The 20,158-nt window shown below is 70.8% G+C and carries 15 protein-coding genes and 1 pseudogene; 8 read left to right on the forward strand and 8 right to left on the reverse strand.

Going from position 1 to position 20,158, the window contains the following annotated elements; genetic code table 11:
- The first annotated feature begins 188 nt into the window (after nt 1-188).
- Nucleotides 189-2,813 (forward strand): PQQ-binding-like beta-propeller repeat protein, encoded by a 2,625-nt coding sequence (locus tag V1460_RS03805; RefSeq protein WP_338672119.1) that lies wholly within the window; start codon nt 189-191, stop codon nt 2,811-2,813.
- A 184-nt stretch (nt 2,814-2,997) separates the two neighbouring features.
- Here V1460_RS03805 and V1460_RS03810 read toward each other — a convergent pair whose 3' ends face one another.
- The 3 genes from V1460_RS03810 to V1460_RS03820 are packed head-to-tail and all read right to left on the reverse strand — an operon-like array spanning nt 2,998 to nt 5,476.
- Nucleotides 2,998-3,864 carry an enoyl-CoA hydratase/isomerase family protein gene (locus V1460_RS03810; RefSeq protein ID WP_338672120.1) on the reverse strand — a complete coding sequence of 289 codons (867 nt, stop codon included), beginning with the start codon at nt 3,862-3,864 and terminating at the stop codon, nt 2,998-3,000.
- Nucleotides 3,861-4,310: an OB-fold domain-containing protein gene (locus V1460_RS03815; RefSeq protein ID WP_338672121.1), complete on the reverse strand. Its 450-nt coding sequence runs from the start codon at nt 4,308-4,310 to the stop codon at nt 3,861-3,863. Before V1460_RS03815 ends, V1460_RS03810 begins: the two co-directional genes overlap by 4 nt.
- Nucleotides 4,311-4,327: 17 nt before the next feature.
- Nucleotides 4,328-5,476, reverse strand: coding sequence for a lipid-transfer protein (locus V1460_RS03820; protein WP_338672122.1), 1,149 nt, complete (start codon nt 5,474-5,476; stop codon nt 4,328-4,330).
- 62 nt (nt 5,477-5,538) lie between these two features.
- Here V1460_RS03820 and V1460_RS03825 point away from each other — a divergent pair, with 62 nt between their 5' ends.
- Complete coding sequence (locus V1460_RS03825) at nt 5,539-7,098, forward strand: FadD3 family acyl-CoA ligase (RefSeq protein ID WP_338672123.1); 1,560 nt, start codon at nt 5,539-5,541, stop codon at nt 7,096-7,098.
- A gap of 229 nt (nt 7,099-7,327) precedes the next feature.
- On the opposite strand, the gene V1460_RS03830 is transcribed toward V1460_RS03825, so the two are convergent.
- Nucleotides 7,328-7,504 carry a sigma-like protein gene (locus tag V1460_RS03830; protein WP_338672125.1) on the reverse strand — a complete coding sequence of 59 codons (177 nt, stop codon included), beginning with the start codon at nt 7,502-7,504 and terminating at the stop codon, nt 7,328-7,330.
- A 197-nt stretch (nt 7,505-7,701) separates the two neighbouring features.
- Complete coding sequence (locus tag V1460_RS03835; protein ID WP_338672127.1) at nt 7,702-10,713, reverse strand: BTAD domain-containing putative transcriptional regulator; 3,012 nt, start codon at nt 10,711-10,713, stop codon at nt 7,702-7,704.
- Nucleotides 10,714-10,938: 225 nt separating this feature from the next.
- Between V1460_RS03835 and V1460_RS03840 the strand changes: the two genes are divergently transcribed.
- Nucleotides 10,939-12,162 (forward strand): amidohydrolase family protein, encoded by a 1,224-nt coding sequence (locus tag V1460_RS03840; RefSeq protein ID WP_338672129.1) that lies wholly within the window; start codon nt 10,939-10,941, stop codon nt 12,160-12,162.
- 85 nt (nt 12,163-12,247) lie between these two features.
- Here the strand turns inward: V1460_RS03840 and V1460_RS03845 are convergent.
- Nucleotides 12,248-12,418 (reverse strand): annotated as a pseudogene (locus tag V1460_RS03845) (amidase family protein); the annotation flags it as partial.
- Between the two features lie 237 nt (nt 12,419-12,655).
- Between V1460_RS03845 and V1460_RS03850 the strand changes: the two are divergent.
- A complete protein-coding gene (locus V1460_RS03850) occupies nt 12,656-14,005 on the forward strand; it encodes an IS110 family transposase (protein WP_338671540.1) in 1,350 nt (449 codons plus the stop codon).
- 19 nt (nt 14,006-14,024) lie between these two features.
- Here V1460_RS03850 and V1460_RS03855 read toward each other — a convergent pair whose 3' ends face one another.
- Nucleotides 14,025-15,188 (reverse strand): amidase family protein, encoded by a 1,164-nt coding sequence (locus tag V1460_RS03855; protein ID WP_338672131.1) that lies wholly within the window; start codon nt 15,186-15,188, stop codon nt 14,025-14,027.
- 207 nt (nt 15,189-15,395) lie between these two features.
- On the opposite strand from V1460_RS03855, the gene V1460_RS03860 reads away from it, so the two are divergent.
- Nucleotides 15,396-15,809 (forward strand): PaaI family thioesterase, encoded by a 414-nt coding sequence (locus V1460_RS03860; protein WP_338672132.1) that lies wholly within the window; start codon nt 15,396-15,398, stop codon nt 15,807-15,809.
- 284 nt (nt 15,810-16,093) lie between these two features.
- On the opposite strand, the gene V1460_RS03865 is transcribed toward V1460_RS03860, so the two are convergent.
- Complete coding sequence (locus V1460_RS03865; RefSeq protein WP_338672133.1) at nt 16,094-16,906, reverse strand: inositol monophosphatase family protein; 813 nt, start codon at nt 16,904-16,906, stop codon at nt 16,094-16,096.
- A 274-nt stretch (nt 16,907-17,180) separates the two neighbouring features.
- Between V1460_RS03865 and V1460_RS03870 the strand changes: the two genes are divergently transcribed.
- From V1460_RS03870 to V1460_RS03880, 3 genes are all read left to right on the forward strand, one after another.
- On the forward strand, nt 17,181-18,104 hold the full coding sequence (locus V1460_RS03870; protein WP_338672135.1) for an LLM class F420-dependent oxidoreductase: 924 nt from the start codon (nt 17,181-17,183) through the stop codon (nt 18,102-18,104).
- A 17-nt stretch (nt 18,105-18,121) separates the two neighbouring features.
- A complete protein-coding gene (locus V1460_RS03875) occupies nt 18,122-18,883 on the forward strand; it encodes an SDR family NAD(P)-dependent oxidoreductase (RefSeq protein ID WP_338672136.1) in 762 nt (253 codons plus the stop codon).
- Nucleotides 18,884-19,016: 133 nt separating this feature from the next.
- A complete protein-coding gene (locus V1460_RS03880) occupies nt 19,017-20,138 on the forward strand; it encodes an LLM class flavin-dependent oxidoreductase (protein ID WP_338672137.1) in 1,122 nt (373 codons plus the stop codon).
- Nucleotides 20,139-20,158: the final 20 nt, after the last annotated feature.

A 20,158-nucleotide genomic window follows, 5' to 3' on the forward strand; every position in this document is an offset into this window, starting at 1 on the left:
TTCAGAAGACTCCGGATAACGCAGGCATCACAGACTCCCCAGGCGTCGCGAACCCGACCGGGAAAGGCGCCAAAATAGCCTGAGACACCCCGGAACGCCCCCGGGTTCGCAACCGTGCCGTTCGGGGGGAACAATCAGGGGGCGACGGGGCCGTATCTGAATGGCCCGTACGGGGAGGTGGCAGCGAAGTGGAGCAGCTGACGCAGCACGACCCGAGGCGAATCGGCCCCTTCGAGGTGCTGGGACGGCTCGGGGCCGGCGGCATGGGGCTGGTCTATCTGGCGCGCTCGGCGTCCGGCCGGCGTGTGGCGATCAAGACGGTGCGTACGGAACTCGCCGAGGACCAACTGTTCCGCGTCCGCTTCACCCGCGAGGTGGAGGCGGCGCGAGCGGTGTCCGGCTTCTACACCGCGGCCGTGGTGGACGCCGACCCGCGGGCGGCCGTGCCGTGGCTCGCCACCGCCTATGTCCCCGCACCCTCGCTCGAGGAGATAGTGAGTGAGTGCGGGCCGCTCCCGGCCCAGGCGGTGCGCTGGCTGGCGGCAGGCATCGCCGAGGCCCTCCAGTCGATCCACGGAGCCGGGCTCGTGCACCGCGATCTGAAGCCGTCGAACGTCCTGGTGGTGGAGGACGGCCCCAGGGTGATCGACTTCGGTATCGCGTCGGGCGTCTCCAACACCCGGCTGACCATGACGAACGTCGCCGTCGGCACCCCCGCCTACATGTCGCCCGAGCAAGCGCGTGACTCACGCAGTGTGACCGGTGCCAGCGATGTGTTCTCGCTCGGTTCGACACTGGTGTTCGCCGCCACCGGACACGCGCCCTTCCGCGGCGCCAACCCGGTCGAGACCGTGTTCATGCTGTTGCGCGAGGGCCCCGATCTGACGGGACTGCCGGATGAGCTGCGTCCCCTGATCGAGTCGTGCATGGGGATGGACGCGGGCAGACGGCCGAGCCCCGAAGACCTCCAGACGCAGCTCGCGCCGCATCTCTTCTCGTCGGGCGGTGACGACGACAGCGGAACGGCCTCGGCGTGGCTGCCCGCCAGGGCCGTCGGGCTGATCGAGCAGCGCAGGGGCGGCGGGCGTACGACACAGGCGGCCAATCAGGCGCACGCGGCCAACCAGGGGCACGCGGCCAACCAGGGGCAGTCGGCGAACCAGCCGCAGCGGAACCAGGGCGCCCCGCTCGCGGCGGGAGCGGGAGGGGGCGCGAACGGGGGCTGGCGCCCCGAGCCGCATCTCGCACCCCCCAGGCCGGACCGCGCTCCGGACGTGGGCGGGGGCACCGACTGGGACGCCACCCGGCGTGGCGGTGCCGACCCCCGCACCGGCCAGGCCCGCCCGGGACCCGGCCGCCCGGGACCAGGGCACGCCCGCCCCGTACCGGCCCACCCCGTCGCCGGTCCGGCCTCGCACCCGCGGCAGGCGCCCGAGAGCAGCCCGGTGCGCCTCGCCGGGGCAAGGGTCCCGATCGGCCCGGGTCCTCGCGTCGCCGACACCCGCACCGCGTTCGCCGCGCACACCGGCCCGGCCACAGGGTGGCTCCGCGCCCCTGGCGGCGGCACCGTCGGTGAGGCCGCCCAGCAGCCTGCCGCGGCCCCCGCAGTCACAGCCGCGGCCACCGTTCCGCCTGCTTCGGGTGAACCGGCCCGCTGGCGCCCCTGGCGGTTCCGGATGTCGAACGACGTCTGGGGCACCCCCGTCGTCGACGGCGATCTGCTCTACGTCACGTCCTTCGAGGTGCACGCCTTGGACGTGGCCAGCGGTCGGCGCCAGTTCAAGACGCGTGACGTGGCCTGGTCGATGGCGCTCGACAGCGGTCGGATCCACGCGTCCGACGGACCGACGCTCTACGCGCTCGACGCCGCGGACGGCCACGAGCTGTGGCGGTTGTCGGCGGACGCCTGGGTGTACTCGCTCAAGGCCGCCCGCCGCACGGTCGTCACCGGCACCCGCGGCGGTGGTGTGCAGGCATGGGAGGCGGCAACCGGCGAGAAGCTCTGGGAAGTCACCGGAGCGCAGACCGACTTCGAGACTCCGGAGTCCGGTCCCGCCCTCGCCGGCGACACCGTCTACGTCTGGCGCGATGCCCGCCTCCAGGCGCTGGACACCCGCAGCGGTACGGAACGCTGGTCGTATCCGGTCGGCGACGCGGCCTCCTGCGGCGGCGTGCCGGTCAGGGTGCACCAGGGGGAGGACGGCTGCACATATGTCGCGGCCGGTACGCGGGTGCTGTGCGTGGAGACGGCGAGCGGTCTCGTCCGCTGGCACTTCGAGGCGCCCGCCGTATTCCTGTCGCCGCCCGCCTTCGTGCCCGGTCCGGCGGTGACCGGGGGCGGGGTGTATCTCGCCGACTACCTCGGCACGGTGTACGCGATCGACGCGGCGACCGGAAAGGACCGCTGGCGGATCGCCACCGAGTCCCGTACCTCGATCGACCCCGTGCTGGTCGCCGATGGAAACGTGCATGTGGGCAGTGGCAGCGCTCTGTACACACTGGACGCGGTCACCGGCACCCCGAAGTGGCGTTTCGCGGCGGCCGGGGAGGTCATCGGCGCACCGGTGGTCGCGGACGGGAGGGTGCACTTCGGCGCCGCCGACCATGTGCTCTACACCCTGGACGCGAGCGGCGGGCAGCTGCGCTGGAAGCTGGCCACCGGTGGCGAGATCACGGGGTCGCCGGTGGTGCGGAGCGGCGTGGTGTACGCGTGCTCCAAGGACCGCTGTGTGTACGCGCTGGACGCCGTGAAGGGCACGGCGACCGGCACGGGACCGGCACCGGGGTCCGGTGCGGCGGGGGCGGCGCGCTGAGGTTCCGGCCGCGTGGCGGCGGTCGTCCACACCGTCACTATGGTGACGTGCGCTCGTCAATTCGGGGCCATGACACCGTCACCGTCGACCACAGCGGCCCGGCCAGGGCGACCGAGCTCAGGGAGTGCAACATCTCGTACGCCGCCAGCACGGCGATTTCTCGCTGAACCAGGCGGGGCGGGACTCACCGCAACCGGTATCCGGGCCCGCCCCCTGCCTCGCTCGCACCACCATCCGCGGTCGCACCGCCACCCGGCCCCCCACCGGCGACCGCCCCCGCACTCCGCCTGTTCGCGAACAGCTCCGCCTGCCGGTCGGCGGGCAGATTCCCGAGGGCGATCAGCTGCTGGGCATGGGCGAATGCCTGGTTCCGTACCGCCTCGTTCGCCGCCCACACCGCCCGTACCGTCCCCTGCACCGCCTCCGTCGGGTACGAGGCGATCACGGCGGCGCAGCGTACGGCGGCGGGCAGCTCGTCTCCGGGCGCCACCACCTCGCTCACCAGTCCCGTCTCATACGCCCGGCGCGCCGAGACACGCTCGGCCGTACCCATCAGTGCCATTCGGGCGGCTTCGCCCAACGGCATGCGCAACGCCATGTGGACCGACTCGTAGGCGCTCACCATCCCGTAGCCGGTGTGCGGGTCGAAGAACTGTGCGTCATCCGCCGCGATCACGAACTCCGCCTCGCCCAGCAGATAGAAGGCCCCGCCGCAGGCCAGCCCGCGCACTGCCGCGATCACCGGTATCCACAGGTCGTTGGCCTTGGGGCCGATGCTGAGCAGTGGATCGTCGATCGAGTACGGGGACGAGGGCTGCGGCACCTCGGCGTCCCGGTCGATCCCGGTGCAGAACGCTCGTGTTCCGGCGCCCGTCACCACCGCCGCCCGCACGGTGTCGTCGTAGCGGAACCCCCGCCACACGCGGGCGAGTCCGGCCGCCATCGCGAGGTCGATGGCATTGTGTCTCGCGGGCCGGTCGAGGGTGACGACGGCGACTCCGGTGTCCTTGTCGGTTTCGACGCGGATGCCGTGGCCGCCGGTACCGCTCATGATCGCTCCAGCAGCCAGCGCGGCACGGTCGTCCCGTCCGCGAGCTTGGTGAACGCCACCCGCACCGGTGCCCCGATGCGCAGCCGCGCGGGGTCGACGGAGTCGAGGTCGGCGTCCGCGTCGGCCACCACATTGCCGACCAGCCGGATGTGTGGCGCGTCGGCCAGCTCCACGATGACGGCGTTGTAAGGGGCCTGTTCGGCGTAGGGGGACAGCAGAGGCGGGTGGGGGAGCACATAGGACCAGATCCGCCCGCGTCCGTCCATCGGCTGCCAGTGGCTCTCGAACGACTGGCAGTGCGGGCAGCAGGGGCGCGGCGGGAAGCGCAGCCGGCCGCAGGAGGCGCAGCCCTGGACGCGCAGTTCGCCGAGCGCCGCGTACTCCCAGAAGGGTGCGCCGTCCTCGTCGGCTACGGGTGCGAGGTAGTGACCGTCGTGGTCTGTCATCGTTCCCACTTCCCTGGTCAGTTCCGCAGCAGCAGTGCCGAGGTCGGAACGCCTTCGCCCGCCGTCACCAGACAGGTCGCGGCGTCCGGTACCTGGGCGGTGGAGGTGCCGCGCAGCTGCTTCACGCCTTCGTTGACGAGGTTGAAGCCGTGCACGTACGCCTCGCTGAGACCGCCGCCGCCGGTGTTCATCGGCAGCCGCCCGCCTGTCTCCAGGGCCCCGCCCTCCGTGTACGCGGCGCCTTCGCCGCGCCCGCAGAAGCCGTAGCCCTCCAGGGACAGCGGGATCAGCGGGGTGAACGCGTCGTAGATCTGGGCGACGTCGATGTCCTGCGGCCCGAAGTCGGCGGTCTTCCACAACTGGCGGGCAGCGGTCCAGGCGGGGCCGGTGAGCGGGTCGTCGTTCCAGTAGTTGACCATGCCGTGGTGCTGGGCGGGCAGGCCCTGGGCGGCGGAGTGGACGTAGACGGGCCTGCTGCGGCAGTCGCGGGCACGTTCGGCGGACACCACGACGCAGGCCAGGGCGCCGTCCGTCTCAAGGCAGTTGTCGAAGAGGCAGAGCGGTTCGCTGATCCAGCGCGCCGTCATGTACATCTCGCGGGTCAGCGGACGCTCGTGCATGATCGCGGCGGGGTTCTGGTTGGCGCGGTTGCGGCAGGCGAGGGCCACGTTGAAGAGGTGGTCGCGAGTGGCTCCGTACTCGTGCATGTAGCGCCTGGCGAGCATCCCGATCTCGTCGGCCGGCCGCAGCAGGCCGAAGGGGCGAGTCCACTGCCCGGGGGTCGGCAACTGCGCGGCGGTGTTCTTCCAGGGGCGCGGCCCCGAGCCCCGCTTGCGTGACCGCCAGGCGACCCCGACGCTCGCCTGCCCGGTGGCGATGGCGGCGGCGAGGTGGCCGACGGTCGCGCAGGAGCCGCCGCCGCCGTAGCCCACCTTGCTGAAGAAGGTGACGTCCCCGGCCCCGATCGCCTTGGCGATCTCGACCTCGTCGGTCTCCTCCATCGTGTACGAGGCGAATGCGTCGACCTCGCCGGGTGCGATGCCCGCGTCGTCCAGCGCCGCGATGATGGCGCGGCAGGCGAGCGTCTTCTCGGATTCGGGGAGGTGTTTCGCGAAGGGGGTCTGACCTATTCCGGCTATCGCTGTCGCGTCCTTGAGGGTCGCCATGCGGGCGAGGGTACAGCTAATCTGACGGATAGTCAGGTACTGGGCCACGGAGAGGAGCGGCGATGCGCGGCGACCTGGAGTGGATGTCCATCCCGAGGCTGGTGCGCGACGCCGCCGAGCGCTACGGGGAGCGGGAAGCCGTTGCCGACGGGCGGACCCGGCTCTCGTACGGCGAGCTGGGCGAACGGGTCGAGCGGGCCGCCGCGGGCTGCGTCGCGGCCGGCGTGGAGCCGGGCGACCGGGTGGCGATATGGGCGCCCAACACACTCGACTGGATCGTCAGCGCGCTCGGCGCGGTGTCGGCGGGCGCGGTGCTGGTGCCGCTCAACACCCGCTCCAAGGGCACCGAGGCCGCGTACATCCTGGAACGAACTCGCGTGAAACTGCTTTTCATCACGGGCACGTTCCTCGGCACTTCGTACGTGGCGTCCCTGCGCCGCGCGGATGTCCCGCTGCCGCACCTGGAGCAGGTGGTGGTGTTCGCGGACAGCGCCCCCGAGGACTACCGCACCTGGAAGGACTTCCTGGCGGCCGGGGACACGGTGTCGCCGGCGGAGGTACGGGCCAGGGCCGACGCCGTGGTCCCATCGTCGCCTTCGGACATCGTCTTCACCTCGGGCACGACGGGCCGCCCCAAGGGTGCGGTGATCACCCATGCCCAGACCCTGCGCTGCTACGACACGTGGTGCGAGCTCGCCGGGTTGCGCGAGGGGGACCGCTACCTGATCGTGAACCCCTTCTTCCACACCTTCGGCTACAAGGCCGGGATCATCGCCTGTCTGATGCGCGGCGCGACGATGGTGCCGCAGCCGGTGTTCAACGTGGACACGGTGCTCGCGAACATCGCCGCCGAACGCATCTCCGTACTCCCTGGCCCGCCCACCCTGCACCAGTCGCTGCTGGACCACCCGGCGCGCGACGCCCACGACCTGTCGGCGTTGAGGCTGGTCGTGACGGGCGCTGCGGTGGTGCCGCTCCAGTTGGTGGAGCGGCTGCGCGGCGAGCTGCGCATCGCCACCGTGCTGACGGCGTACGGCCTCTCCGAGGCATCCGGCATCGTCACGATGTGCCGCCGCGGCGACCCCTCCGAGACCATCGCCACCACCTCAGGCCGTGCCATCCCGGACACGGAGGTCCGCGTGATGTCCGGAGCGCTCGGTGAGCCGGGCGAGATCCTGGTACGCGGCCACAACGTGATGAGCGGCTACTTCGAGGACCCGGAGGGCACCGCGGCGGCGATCGACGAGGACGGGTGGCTGCACACCGGAGACGTGGGCGTCCTGGACGAGCGCGGCAACCTGCGGATCACCGACCGGATCAAGGACATGTTCATCGTCGGCGGCTTCAACGCCTATCCGGCCGAGATCGAGCAACTCCTCGGACTGCACCCCGATATCGCTGACGTGGCGGTGATCGGTGTTCCGGACGGTCGGCTGGGCGAGGTCGGCAGGGCGTATGTGGTGCGCAGGGCGGGCGCGACGCTGACGGCTGACGACGTGATCGCGTGGTCGCGGCGGGAGATGGCGAACTACAAGGTTCCGAGGTCGGTGGAGTTCGTGGCGGAGCTCCCGCGGAACGCGGGCGGGAAGGTGCTGAAGGGAGAGCTGAGGAGACGTCGTTGACTTCCGCTCGCCGGGCTTGGGCCCGGCTCGTGTGAGGGGCGCCGCCCCGCGCACGCGAAGCCCGCGCGGGGCATGAGGAGTGCGCGAGCACGAGGCGGCACGGAGCACACGGCGGTACGCATGCCAGGGCCGCGACGGGTCCCCCTCCGTCGCGGCCCTGGCGTTGCGCGGCTGCGACGGCTCCCCCTCCGCGCCGCCGCGGCCGTACCCCGTCGTGTTCGGCTTGTGGTTAATTCTTGGGCGGGGCGGGTGCGTGGTTGTCGCCCATGGTGGTGAGCAGGGCGTCCTTGGGCGGGACGGGTGCGTGGTTGTCGCTCATGGTGGTGAGCGGGGCGTCCTTGGGCGGGACGGGTGCGTGGTTGTCACCCATGGTCGTGATGTCCTCGTTCTTCTTCGTGCCGCTCATCGTCGTCAGCTCCCCCTCGAGTTGCCGTAGTTCGGTTGAGTCCGTTCGGCAACTCCCCCGAGAATCGCCGAACGGACCTTCGGAACCGCTCACCTTAACGATGAGCCAAGTCGGTCCCCACGCCCCCGTTGTAAGGACCGATGCACACGAGAATGCCGGATGCGCATAAACGAACGCTGAACGCGCAGGGCATCAGGTCAGGCGGCTGCAACGGCGGTGATCAGCAGCTGAACGTCATCCGCTTCGGTGGAGCCGAGCTTCCGGTAGATGTCGACCGCCTCGCGCCAGCACGCCCGGGCCCGGTCGCCTTGGCGTAGACACTCCAGGGCCTTTCCAAGCACCGTCAGGGTGTTTCCCCGCGTACGGTCTCCGCCGATGCAGCCGAGTGCCAGTGCCTGCTCGGCGTGCTGTGCTGCCTGAGTCGGTCTGTTCGCAGCGAGATGAGCCTCAGCAATGCGGAAGTGGGTGGCTCCTTCCCAGAGGCGCTGGCGGTTCTTGCCGAAGATGCCCAGGGCTTCATCGAACTCCTTCAGGGCCTCGGACTGCCGGCCGGCGTGAGAGAGCGCGATCCCCAGTGCGTAGTGGCCGTTGGCCAGCCTCAGGGGCAGGCCCATCCGGTCGTATATCGCGACGCCCTTCCTGGCGAGCCGTATGGCGTTCTCCGGTTCGCGTCCGATGAGCACGTACACCCGCGAGAGATTGCACAGTGCACTGGCCTCACCGGGCAGATTGCCGTCGGTGCGGGAGCCCTCAAGCGCTTCGAGCAGGTGCTGCTCTGCCTCCTCCAGCCGTCCCTCGACAAGCGCGATGATGCCGCGGTCGTTGTCCGCCCAGTACACCGGTGCCGCGTCACCCGTTGCGACCGCCAAGCGCCGCGCGGCGCGTGCCTCGTCTTCGGCCTCGGTGTAACGCCCGGCCACCAGATGGACATTGGTGAGGGCCGTGCGGGCGCGTCCCTCAGCACGTGCGTCATCGTCCGACTGGGCGGCATCGCGCGCGGCGAGCGCCGCTGCCGCGTACTGCTTTGAGTTGGCGCCGGATTCGCCCAAGTCCTTCGCCGCCCAGAGTAGATCCACCGCCCGTCGGAGCCGTTCACCACCCAAGGATTGGCGTGCACATGCCAGCAGGCAATTGGCCTCGGCGTACAGCCAGTCCAGAGCCTCCTGGCGGTCGGCGAAGGAGAGTCCCGCATACGCTGTGGGTTCCAGGTGGGCCACAAGCCGGTCACCCGGCCGCTCGATCGCGAACACCCTCGCCGCCGTCGCCAGGTAGAAGTCCAGCAACCGCGACAGCGCCGTCTCGCGCTCCTCCGCCGGCTCCTCGTCCCGCTCCGCGCATGAGCGCGCGTAGAGCCGCACCAGGTCGTGGAAGCGATAGCGCCCCGGCGCCGCTGACTCCAGCAGCGAGGTGTCGACCAGCGCCTCCAGCAGGTCCTCCGCGTCGTGCGACGGGAGGTCCAGTACGGCCGCGGCGGCCGCCAGCGAGATGTCCGGACCGTCAGCGAGCCCCAGCAGCCGGAAGGCGCGCGCCTGGGCCGGTTCAAGCTGGCCGTAGCCGAGTTCGAACGTCGCCTTGACCGCGAGGTCACCCGCCTGCAGTTCGTCCAGCCGACGACGCTCGTCGGCGAGCTTGGCCGCGAGCACGGAGACCGTCCAGGTGCGGCGCGCGGCGAGGCGGGAGGCGGCGATACGGATCGCCAGCGGCAGGAAGCCGCAGGCGGCGACCACGTCCAGGGTCGCCTCACGCTCGGCGCGGACCCGCTCTTCACCCACGATCCGGGTGAAGAGCTGGATCGCCTCCTCCGGGGACATCACATCCAGGTCCACCAGATGTGCGCCCGCCAGGTCCACCATGCGGATCCGGCTGGTGAGCAGAGCCGCGCAACCCGGTGTGCCCGGCAGCAGCGGCCGGACCTGGGCGGCGTCCCGGGCGTTGTCCAGCAGGACGAGCACCCGGCGACCGTCGAGTGCGGAGCGGTAGAGGGCGGCGCGCTCGTCCAGTGAGTCGGGGATGTCCGTGTCGGGCGTGCCGAGTGCCCTCAGGAACGCCCCGAGTACCGTCTCCGGCTCGGCGGGCCGGTGTCCGGCGCCCTGGAGGTCCACGTAGAGCTGCCCGTCCGGGAACTGGGGACGCGCGTCGTGCGCCACATGCACGGCGAGAGTGGTCTTGCCGACCCCGCCGATTCCGGCGAGCGCGGAGACCGCCATCACCGATCCCTCGGAAGCGGCGAGTTGTTCGCCGAGTTCCCGTACGAGTGAGGCGCGGCCGGTGAAGTCGGGAACGGTCGCGGGCAGTTGCGCCGGCTTTCGGCGCCCTGACGTGCTTGGCCTCGCCTCCTCGGCAGGCCCGGCCAGCTCCTCGTCCGCCTGGAGGATCCGCTGCTGGAGCCGGGACAGTTCGGGTCGCGGGTCCACTCCCAGCTCATCGGCGAGCAGCCGCCGGGTGTCCGCGTACACGGCCAGTGCCTCTGCCTGCCGACCGCTGCGGTACAGCGCCAGCATCAGGAGTTCACGCAGCCGCTCGCGCAGTGGGTGGGCGGCGGTCAGGGCGGTCAGCTCGGACACGGCCTCCGCGTGGTGCCCGACTTCAAGGTCCATCTCAAGGCGTGATTCGAGCAGTTGGAGCCGCCACTCTTCCAGGCGCACCCGCTGCGACTCGGCGTAGGGGCCGGGCACGGAGGCGAGCGCCTCGCCGTCCCACATGCCAAGCGCCTCGCCTGTCAGCGCCCGGGCCTGGGCGCGGTCCCCCTTCTCCCGAGCCCTCTCGGCCGCGGAGACCAGCTCCTGGGCGACACGGAGGTCGAGCGCGTCGGGCGGGGTGCGGATGGCGTAGCCGCCGGACTCGCTGACCAGCGCACCGGGGCCGAGCACCTTGCGCAGTCGCGACGCATAGGTGCGCACGGCCGCGAGTGCCTGCGAGGGCGGGTCCTCACCCCAGAGCGCGTCGATCAGCTCGGCCGCCGTGGCGGTGCGTCCCTCGCGCATCAGCAGTGCCGCGAGCAGGGCACGCTGCTGCGGGGACCCCGAGGGGAGGACGCGGTCTTCGCCCCAGGCGCGTACGGGTCCGAGCACGCTGAAACGCAGGCCGCTGCCGCCGGAGCCGCTACCGGCGTCGCTCTCACCGCCCGAAGCCACTGGAACACCGCGTTCCGGAGCGCTCTGCTCCGGTACATCCGTGTGCCGCTCGGAGGACCCGTCCCCTCGGTCCATAGCTACTCCCTGCTCGTACCGCTTCATGTCCGCTCATGCCGCCGGTCCCGCCGGTGTCGCCCCCGACAGTCTGCCTTGTGCGAGCCGCCTCGTCAGCAGCAGGTCGCTCGCCGCACGGTTCTGTGGGGGAACGGTGACGATGGGAAACCCCGCAGCTTGCACGGCGGTGAACAGCCCTCCACAGGGCAGCTGACGCATCGTCAGATTGGCGCTACCGTGAAGTGCATGGAGAACTTCCCGAAGATCATCTCGGTGGACGACCACACGGTGGAGCCCCCGCACGTCTGGCGGGACCGGCTGCCGTCGAAGTACCGGGAGTCCGGCCCGCGCATCGTCCGGGCCCCCCTGAAGGAAATGACCTTCCTCGGCGGCAGGTTCGCACCGGTCATGGGCGCTCCGGGAGACGACGGGCCGATCGGCGACTGGTGGGTGTACGAGGATCTCCACCGCCCGCTCACCCGCCTGGACACCGCCGTCGGCTACGACAGGGACGAGATCAGGCTGGAGGTCATCACCTACGACCAGATGCGGCCGGGTTCGTTCTCCGTACCCGACCGGCTGGCCGACATGGACGTCAACCACGTCCAGTCCGCGCTCTGCTTCCCCACCTTCCCGCGCTTCTGCGGCCAGACCTTCACCGAGGCCAAGGACCGTGCGCTGGGGCTGCTCTCGGTGCGGGCGTACAACGACTGGATGGTGGAGGAGTGGTGCGGGCCGGACGCCTGCGGACGGCTGATCCCCCTCACCCTCATCCCGCTCTGGGACGCCGAACTCGCCGCGGCTGAGGTTCGCCGCAACGCGGCACGCGGGGTGCGGGCGGTGGCGTTCTCGGAGATCCCTCCGCACCTCGGTCTGCCGTCCATCCACACCGACGACTGGGATCCGTTCCTCGCCGCCTGCGACGAGACCGGCACGGTCATCGCCATGCACATCGGCTCCTCGTCCAGGATGCCGTCCACGTCGGCGGACGCCCCGCCGGCCGTCGGCTCCACCATCACGTTCGCCAACTGCTGCTTCTCGATGGTCGACTGGCTGATGAGCGGAAAGTTCGAGCGCTTTCCCACACTGAAGATCATGTATGCGGAGGGCCAGATCGGCTGGATCCCCTACATCCTGGAACGCGCCGACGTGGTCTGGGAGGAGAACCGCGGCTGGGGCGGCGTCGCCGACAAGGTGCTGCGCCCACCGTCCGAGCTGTTCGCAGGGCATGTGTACGGCTGCTTCTTCGACGACGCCTTCGGGCTGCGGAACCTGAACGCGATCGGGGTCGGCAACGTCCTGTACGAGACCGACTATCCGCACTCGGACTCGACCTGGCCCAAGTCGAGGGAGGTCGGCGAGGCGCAGATGGGGCACCTGGCGGCGGATGTGGTGGAGCGGATCGTCCGGGGCAACGCCATCGAACTGCTGGGCCTCACCCCCGAGGGGCTGTGGCCCGGGGCGGCGTGACCGGGTGCACCCACCGGGTCGACGGGGGACCGCGGAGCCGCTCTCTTCGAAGAGGAGCCTCGGATCCGCGGTGAGCCCCATGCCTTCAGACCTCTTCGGCTGAACGCAGTCGCTCCAGCGCCGCGGCGACGGCGAGCAGATCGGCCTCGCGGTGGTGCCGGGCGATCAGCTGCAGGCCGACCGGCTCCCCGGCAGCGGTCAGCCCCGCGGGGATACTGATGGCCGGGTGGCCGGTGATGTTGAACGCCCAGGTCAGCCCTTCTGGTCCCTGTCGGGGAACGCCTTGCCGGCGTGAAAACATGATCGCGGCGCCCGCTCGCCGACTCCGGTTGCTCGTTGGGACACCAAGCCCGTAGGTCAGTCTGGTGCAGGGGCCGCTGCGGGGCCTTGCCTTGTTGCCGTAGAGCACGCCGGTCAGATTTCGTCTTCCCCGTGGCCCCTTGGGGCGGGCGCCGCCTGTACGAACGGAACGAGGGGGAAGGGGCACGCGCCCGTGGCGGAGACGGATGCCGAGGAGAGCGAGCAGGGACCGGAGCTGGTGGAGCGGGTCGCGGCGATCGATATCGCCAAGGCATCCGGGATGGTGTGCACCCGGGTGCCGCACGAGGACAAGCCCGGCCGGAGAGTACAGCGTGTGTGGCACGTGGCCGCGACCAGCGGCGCCATCCTGGATCTCGCGGACCACCTGATATGCCAGGGCGTCACCCGGGTGGTCATGGAAGCGACCTCGACGTACTGGAAGCCGTTCTTCTTTCTCCTGGAGGCGCGGGGGCTTGAATGCTGGCTGGTCAACGCGCGTGACGTGAAGAACGTGCCTGGCCGCCCGAAGACCGACAGGCTCGATGCGGTGTGGCTGGCCAAGCTCGCCGAACGCGGCATGCTCAGAGCCTCGTTCGTGCCGCCAAAGCCGGTGCGGGAGCTGCGGGACCTGACCCGTTCCCGCGCGGTCCTCACCCACGAGCGCACCCGGCACAAGCAGCGCGCGGAGAAGCTCCTGGAGGACGCGCAGATCAAGCTGTCCTCGGTGATCTCCGACATCTTCGGCGTCTCCGGCCGCGCGATGCTCGAGGCGCTGATCGCGGGCGAACGCAGCCCCAGGGCCCTGGCCGACCTGGCACACGGCACCATCAAAGCCAGCCCCCAGGCCCTTCAAGAGGCACTGGCGGGCGGGTTCGAGGAACACCACGCGTTCATGCTGCGGATGCTGCTGGACACCGTCGACTACCTCACCATGCAGATCGACAAGCTCACCGCCCGCATCACCACCCGTCTCACCGAGCTGTCCACGACCCACGACGACAGGGACGGTGACAGGGACGACGACCGGCCCGGTCAGGGCATGCTGATGCCGCTGACCGACGTCGAGCGCCTGGACGAGATCCCCGGGGTGGGACCGGCCACCGCCCAGGTCATCCTCGCCGAGATCGGCACCGACATGAGCGTGTTCCCCACCGCCGACCACCTGGCCTCCTGGGCCCGCCTATCCCCACGCACCTTCCAGTCCGGCCCGAAGAACACCTCCGGACCCGCCGGCAAAGGCAACCCCTGGCTGCGCGGAGCACTCGGCGAAGCCGCCATCTCCGCCGCCCGCACCGACACCTTCCTCGGCGCCCGCTACCGCCGCATCGTCAAACGCCGAGGCCACCTCAAAGCACTGGTCGCCGTCGCCCGCTCCATCCTGGTCACGGTCTGGCACCTCCTGAACGACCCCACCGCCCGCTACCGCGACCTCGGCCCCGACTGGCACACCAAGAACCTCGATCCCGCCCGCAAGACCCGCGACCTCGTCCGCCAGCTCACCGCCCTCGGCCACGACGTCACCCTCACCCCGGCAGGCGCCTGACACACCACCGCACCGCCCCTCAACCCCGTCGGCACAGCCCCAGGGGCCACATCGCCATGCCCGTCGAACCCCCGAGTTTTCCGGTCAGAGCCACACTCATCGTGGTGCCCGGTCCGCTGTGCCCGTGCGGTGGGTTCGGCGTGGTAGGAGTCGCGATCAGGTCCACTTCCGCGAAGAGCGCGTCCAGTCGCCGCACGAGGCTCGCACGCCGACGTACGACGTCATCCGGATCGACCGGTGAGCGGCCCCGGAGCGCCTCCCAACAGGGTGCGGGATCGGGCAGCCGGATCGGCGGATGACGGAGTTCCACCGGCCCGGCGACGGCCAGGGACTGCAAGGTCCCGAAGGCGGTGGCGGCGATCGGGGCGGCGGTGTCGGCGAAGCCGAGCGTCTCCGACCACGCGGTGCGCAAGGGGTGTTCGGGGGGCGCGAGGCGCCCCCGCAGAGCGCCGCCGGTGAGAGCGTCCAGGTAGGCGGCGGCGTCGGAAGCCGTCCGGGCGAGCGGTCCGGCGATGTTCAGTCCTGCCCGGTCGCGGGCGGGGACCGCGCCGTTGGTGGGCTTGAGCCCGATCACGGAACACCACGCGGCCGGTATACGCACCGACCCGGCCCCGTCGCTGCCGGTGGCCAGCGGCACCATTCCGGTGGCCACGGCGGCTGCTGAACCGGCTGACGAGCCACCGGGGCTCCAGCGCCTGTCGTGCGGATTGAGGGTGGGCCCCCGGTCGGTGGCCCCCCAGGTCTGCCATCGGGTGCCCGGACCCGGGGTGGAGGTCGCGCCCACGGTGACACAGCCTGCGGCTACCAGGCGCCGGGTCTGGTACGAGGAAAGCCCCTCGGTGGCTTTGACCGCGAGCGGTACCCCGGCCAGCGGTGGCCGCTCGCCCGCCCGGACACGCCGGTCCACCTCGGCCGCTTGGGCGGTGGCCACGTCGGGCCACCACTCGGTGAACGCCCTTACCGTGTCACCGCGTCCGCCACCAGGGCCACGGCCGCTGCCACCATCGCCGCCTCCCCCCGTGCCGCCGGTGTCGCAGCTTCCGGCGATCCGCTCCAGCGCCGCCGCTGCCGTTTCGCGTGCCGAGAGCTCGCCCGTGTGCACGGCGGCGGCGATCTCGCAGGCCGTCATCAGGCCGTCGCCGATGCCGGCTCCCCGGCGGTGATCGGATTTCGGTGCGGTCATGGCAGCCCTCCCCAGCTGTGTCCGTGGCCCTGGGCGCACTCGGTCCGGTGTCCGTGTCCGGCTCACCCCAAGTCTGGCGTCCGCACCGGGGGTCCGGAGCCGGGAGCCCGGTAGCCGTGGCGCCGTGGGCCCGGAGCCGTACCAACCGGTGCCGTGACACGCTGGTGCCCCGTACCCATCGACGCCTGGACCCGGCACCATCGACCCATGACGCTCTCGCTCGTTGCAGCGGACAAGGTTCTGTCCGACAACTTCGCCCCCTGGGTGCTCGACCTCGGTCTCACGGTGGCCGAGACGGGTGAGCGCCACGCAGTCCTGCGCCTGCCCTGGTCCGACCGGCTCGCCCGGGAGGGCGGCGCACTCAGCGGTCAGGCCCTGATGGCAGCGGCCGACACGGCGACCGTGATCGCCGTGTCGTCGGCGCGTGGTGCCTTCGTGCCGATGACGACGGTCCAGCAGTCGACCACCTTCCAGCGGGCCGTGACGGGTGCGGACGTGCTGGTCGAGGCCCGTATCTCCAAGCTGGGCAAGCGGATGGCCTTCGTGGACATCACGATGACCGCCGAGGGCGAGGAGGAACCGGCTGCCCGCGCGTCGACGGTCTATGCCCTGCTGGGCTGACCGGAGACCCGCCAGGTCCGAAGGGCGGCCTGGTCCGGCCCGACCGCCCGACGACCCCACGTGGCGCATGACGGGAGGCAGCCGATGCCGCTCACTCCCGCAGCCACCTGAGCACGGACCGTACCGCGCGCCGCACGGCCTCAAGTGCCGCGGGGGTGTGGTCGATCGTCTCGAACCCGTGGTGCGCGTCCGGCACCCGAGCTTCTGTGCTCGGAGCCTTCGGGGTTTCCGTGCGCAGATGCGGCCGACAGCCCTCGGGTGTCCGGCCTGTGCGGCGAAGGCCCTCAGACCGTGCGGATCGTCGACATCAGCCGCCCGTGCGTCTCGGCGTCCGCGGCCACCACGAGCCCGCGGCCGGCGGACCCGACCGGGGTGCCGTCGATCCCCGTGACCACGCACCCGGCGGCCCGGCACAGCGCGATACCGGCGGCGAAGTGCACGCTTGCGGACAGGTCGCCGCCATCGGTCACGTAGGCGGCGCGCCTACCGGCCGCCACCCAGGCCAGCGCAAGCGTGGTCGAGATGACCCGCGGTCGGAACGACTCGACGAACCCGGGATCGGCCAGCATGTCCACGGCCCGGAACGCGGGTGCGTTCGGGAACGGCGGATCCAGGTTCACATCCACCAGCCGGGTCATGGCGGTGGGCGCGAGCCGCGTGTCGTCGCCTTCGGTACCGCGCACCCACGCGGTCTCACCATCGGTGTGGAACACCTCGCCGCCGAACGGGTCCGCCACCGCCGCCGCCGTGACCGCCCCGGCCCTCTCACGAAGCGCCACGTTGACGGCCACCAGCATGCTGCCCACGGCGTAGTTCAGGGTGCCACACAGCGGATCGACCAGCCACTGCCGCACCGCCCCGTGCGTCCCCTGTTGTCCGCCCTCCTCGCCGAGAAGCGCGTCCTCCGGCCGGGCGGCACGGACGACGGAGGTGATCGCCTTCTCCGCCTCCACATCGGCGGCGGTGGCGAAGTCCCCTCCTCCTTTGTCGATCCGGCCGAGCCGCTGCCCGTACATGCCTCGTACGACATCGGCACCGGCGCGGGCGGCGGCGATGGCCACCGCGGTGTCGTCTGGTTCCCCGTATGAGTCGGTCACACGGTGCACGGTATCGAGGTGCGAGTGGCGTGGCTGAACCGAGCCGCCCCGCGACGCCTCCGGCTGTCAGGCGGGCGGGCGCACCGCACGCCCAGGGAAGGCGGCGCCGGCACGGCTCCACGGGCGGCGGCGCATCGCCGCGACCCGAAGTCCCGGACGACCGTGCACAGCCCCTTGCCCGACGCCGGTCCAGCCAAGACCATGGTGGCCCAACTGATATGACGGATCGTCAGATAGCGGGCTCCGTCATCCGTGTGCGGCGAAGGAGACCGACATGGTGGTCTACGGGATGCAGCTCCCAGTCCAGTCGCAGAGCACCATCTACGCCGAGTCCTGGGAGGTCTCCGCGGGCCCCGCCGACCTCCTCGCCATCGCCCGCGCCGCGGACCGCGCGGGCTTCGACTACGTCGCGAGCTGCGACCACGTCGCCATCCCGCGCAGGCTCGCCGGGGCCATGTCCACCGTCTGGTACGACCCGGTCGCCACCCTCTCGTATCTCGCCGCCGCCACCGAGAGGGTGCGGCTGCTCAGCCATGTCGCCGTCGTGGGACTGAGGCATCCGCTGCTGACCGCCAAGCAGTACGCGACGCTCGACCATCTCTCGGCCGGGCGGCTGATCCTCGGTGTCGGCGCCGGGCATGTGCGGGAGGAGTTCGAGGTCCTCGGCGTGGACTTCGAGCGGCGTGGAGCCGTACTCGACGAGACCATCGACGCGCTCAGAGCCGCCCTGGGGCCCGACGAGTTCCCCGACTTCAGCGGCGAGCACTTCGCCTTCGGCGGACTCGGGCAGTTGCCGCGCCCCGCTCAGCGGGAGGTACCGCTCTGGGTCGGGGGTTCGTCCCCGGCCGCCGTGCGCAGGGCGGCGCTCAAGGGGGACGGCTGGCTGCCGCAGGGCGATCCGCGAGACCGGCTGCCCGCCCGGATCGCGAAGCTCAGGGCGCTGCGTGAGGAGGCCGGGATCGTCCGGCCCCTTGTCGTCGGTGCGATCACCGAGCCGCTGTACGTGGGGGACGCCGCCTGGAACGTCGGTCGCCGGGTGGTCACCGGGAAGCCGGAGGCCGTCGCCGAGTCGCTGCGCGCGTACGGGGCGATGGGGGTGGACCAGATCCAGGTCCGGTTCCGCAGTCGGAGCCGTGCGGAACTCATCGACCAGATGGCTGCGTTCGCTGCCGAAGTGGCTCCTCACCTCGATGAATAGATGAACAGGAGTGCACAATGGGCAAGTTGGATGGGCGCGTCGTCGTCATCACCGGTGCCGCGCGCGGCCAGGGCGAGCAGGAAGCCCGGCTGTTCGCCGCCGAGGGAGCCAGGGTGGTCCTCGCCGACGTCCTGGACGACCAGGGGGAGGCCCTGGCCAAGGAACTGGGCGAGGCCGCGGCGCGCTATGTGCGCCTGGACGTCGGCCGGGAGGAGGACTGGGCCGCTGCCGTCGATGCCGCGAAGGACGCCTTCGGGCGGATCGACGGGCTGGTGAACAACGCGGGCATCCTGCGCTTCAACGAGCTGGTGAGCACCCCGCTGGATGAATTCCAGCAGATCATCCAGGTCAACCAGATCGGTACGTTCCTCGGCATCAAGGCGGTCGCCCCCGAGATCGAGGCGGCCGGCGGTGGCACGATCGTCAACACCGCCTCGTACACCGCGCTCACCGGTATGCGCTGCGTCGGGGCGTACGCGGCGACCAAGCACGCCGTCCTCGGCCTGACCCGGGTCGCGGCGCTGGAGCTGGCGCCGAAGCGGATACGGGTCAACGCGGTGTGCCCGGGAGCGGTGGACACACCGATGAGCAATCCCGGGGGCGCGGACGTGGAGGCGCTCGACACGGTGTACCGGAAGCTGGTGCCGCTGGGGCGGGTCGGGCAGGCCGCCGAGGTGGCCCGGCTGGCGATGTTCCTGAGCAGCGAGGACTCCGCGTACATCACGGGGCAGCCGTTCGTCATCGACGGGGGCTGGCTGGCCGGGGTGAGTCTGTTCTGACAGCGCCTGCGTCTGACGACTCATCAGGTATTGACGCCTCGCGGGCTCGGTGGAACAGTCGGTGCATTCGGATCTGACGCATCGTCAGAAACGGCGTCAGAAGGTCGCTGGGCACGAGACGGTGGTGGGTTCCATGGAGTTCGGACTGTTCGTACAGGGATACCTCGGCAAGCGCGCCGAGACCGACCCGCTCGCCGAGCACAAGGCGCTGATGGAGGAGACCGAGTACGTCATCCAGGCCGACAAGTCCGGCTTCAAGTATGCCTGGGCCTCCGAGCACCACTTCCTGGAGGAGTACTCGCACCTCTCCGCCAACGACGTGTTCCTCGGCTATCTCGCGCACGCCACCGAGCGCATCCATCTCGGCTCCGGGATCTTCAACCCGCTCGCCCCGGTCAACCACCCGGTCAAGGTCGCCGAGAAGGTGGCCATGCTCGACCATCTTTCCGAAGGGCGCTTCGAGTTCGGCTCGGGACGGGGGGCCGGTTCGCACGAGATCCTCGGCTTCATGCCCGGCATCACGGACATGAACCACACCAAGGAGATCTGGGAAGAGACCATCGCCGAGTTCCCCAAGATGTGGCTCCAGGACGAGTACGCCGGCTTCCAGGGCAAGCACTGGTCCCTGCCACCGCGCAAGGTGCTCCCCAAGCCGTACGGGAAGTCCCACCCCGCCATGTGGTACGCGGCCGGTTCGCCGTCCTCATACGCCATGGCCGCACACAAGGGCCTCGGTGTGCTGGGCTTCAGCGTGCAGAAGGTCTCCGACATGGAGTGGGTCGTCGAGTCGTACAAGACAGCCGTCAAGGACGCGCGTCCGGTGGGCGGCTTCGTCAACGACAACGTCATGGTGACCTCCACCGCGATCTGTGCCGAGACCCATGACAAGGCCGTGGAGATCGCGGTCGGCGGCGGACTCAACTACCTCCAGTCGCTGCTCTTCCGCTACCACGACACGTTCCCCCGCCCCGAGGGCATCCCCGAGTGGCCCGAGCTGCTGCCTGACTACAGCGCCGAGATCATCGAGCTGCTCATCGCCGAGGAGCTGATGATCTGCGGCGACCCGGACGAGGTGCTGGCCCAGTGCAAGCGCTGGGACCAGGCCGGTGCGGACCAGCTGTCGTTCGGCCTGCCGATCGGCGTCTCGTACGAGGACACGATGACGACGATCGAGCTGATCGGCGAACACGTCATCCCGAAGATCGACACCGATCCGGTGCACCGCACCACCCGCCTCCGAGAAGCGGCGGTCTGAAGGGGAACACCGTGAGGACC

This window comes from Streptomyces sp. SCSIO 30461 (assembly GCF_037023745.1).
Classification (GTDB): domain Bacteria; phylum Actinomycetota; class Actinomycetes; order Streptomycetales; family Streptomycetaceae; genus Streptomyces.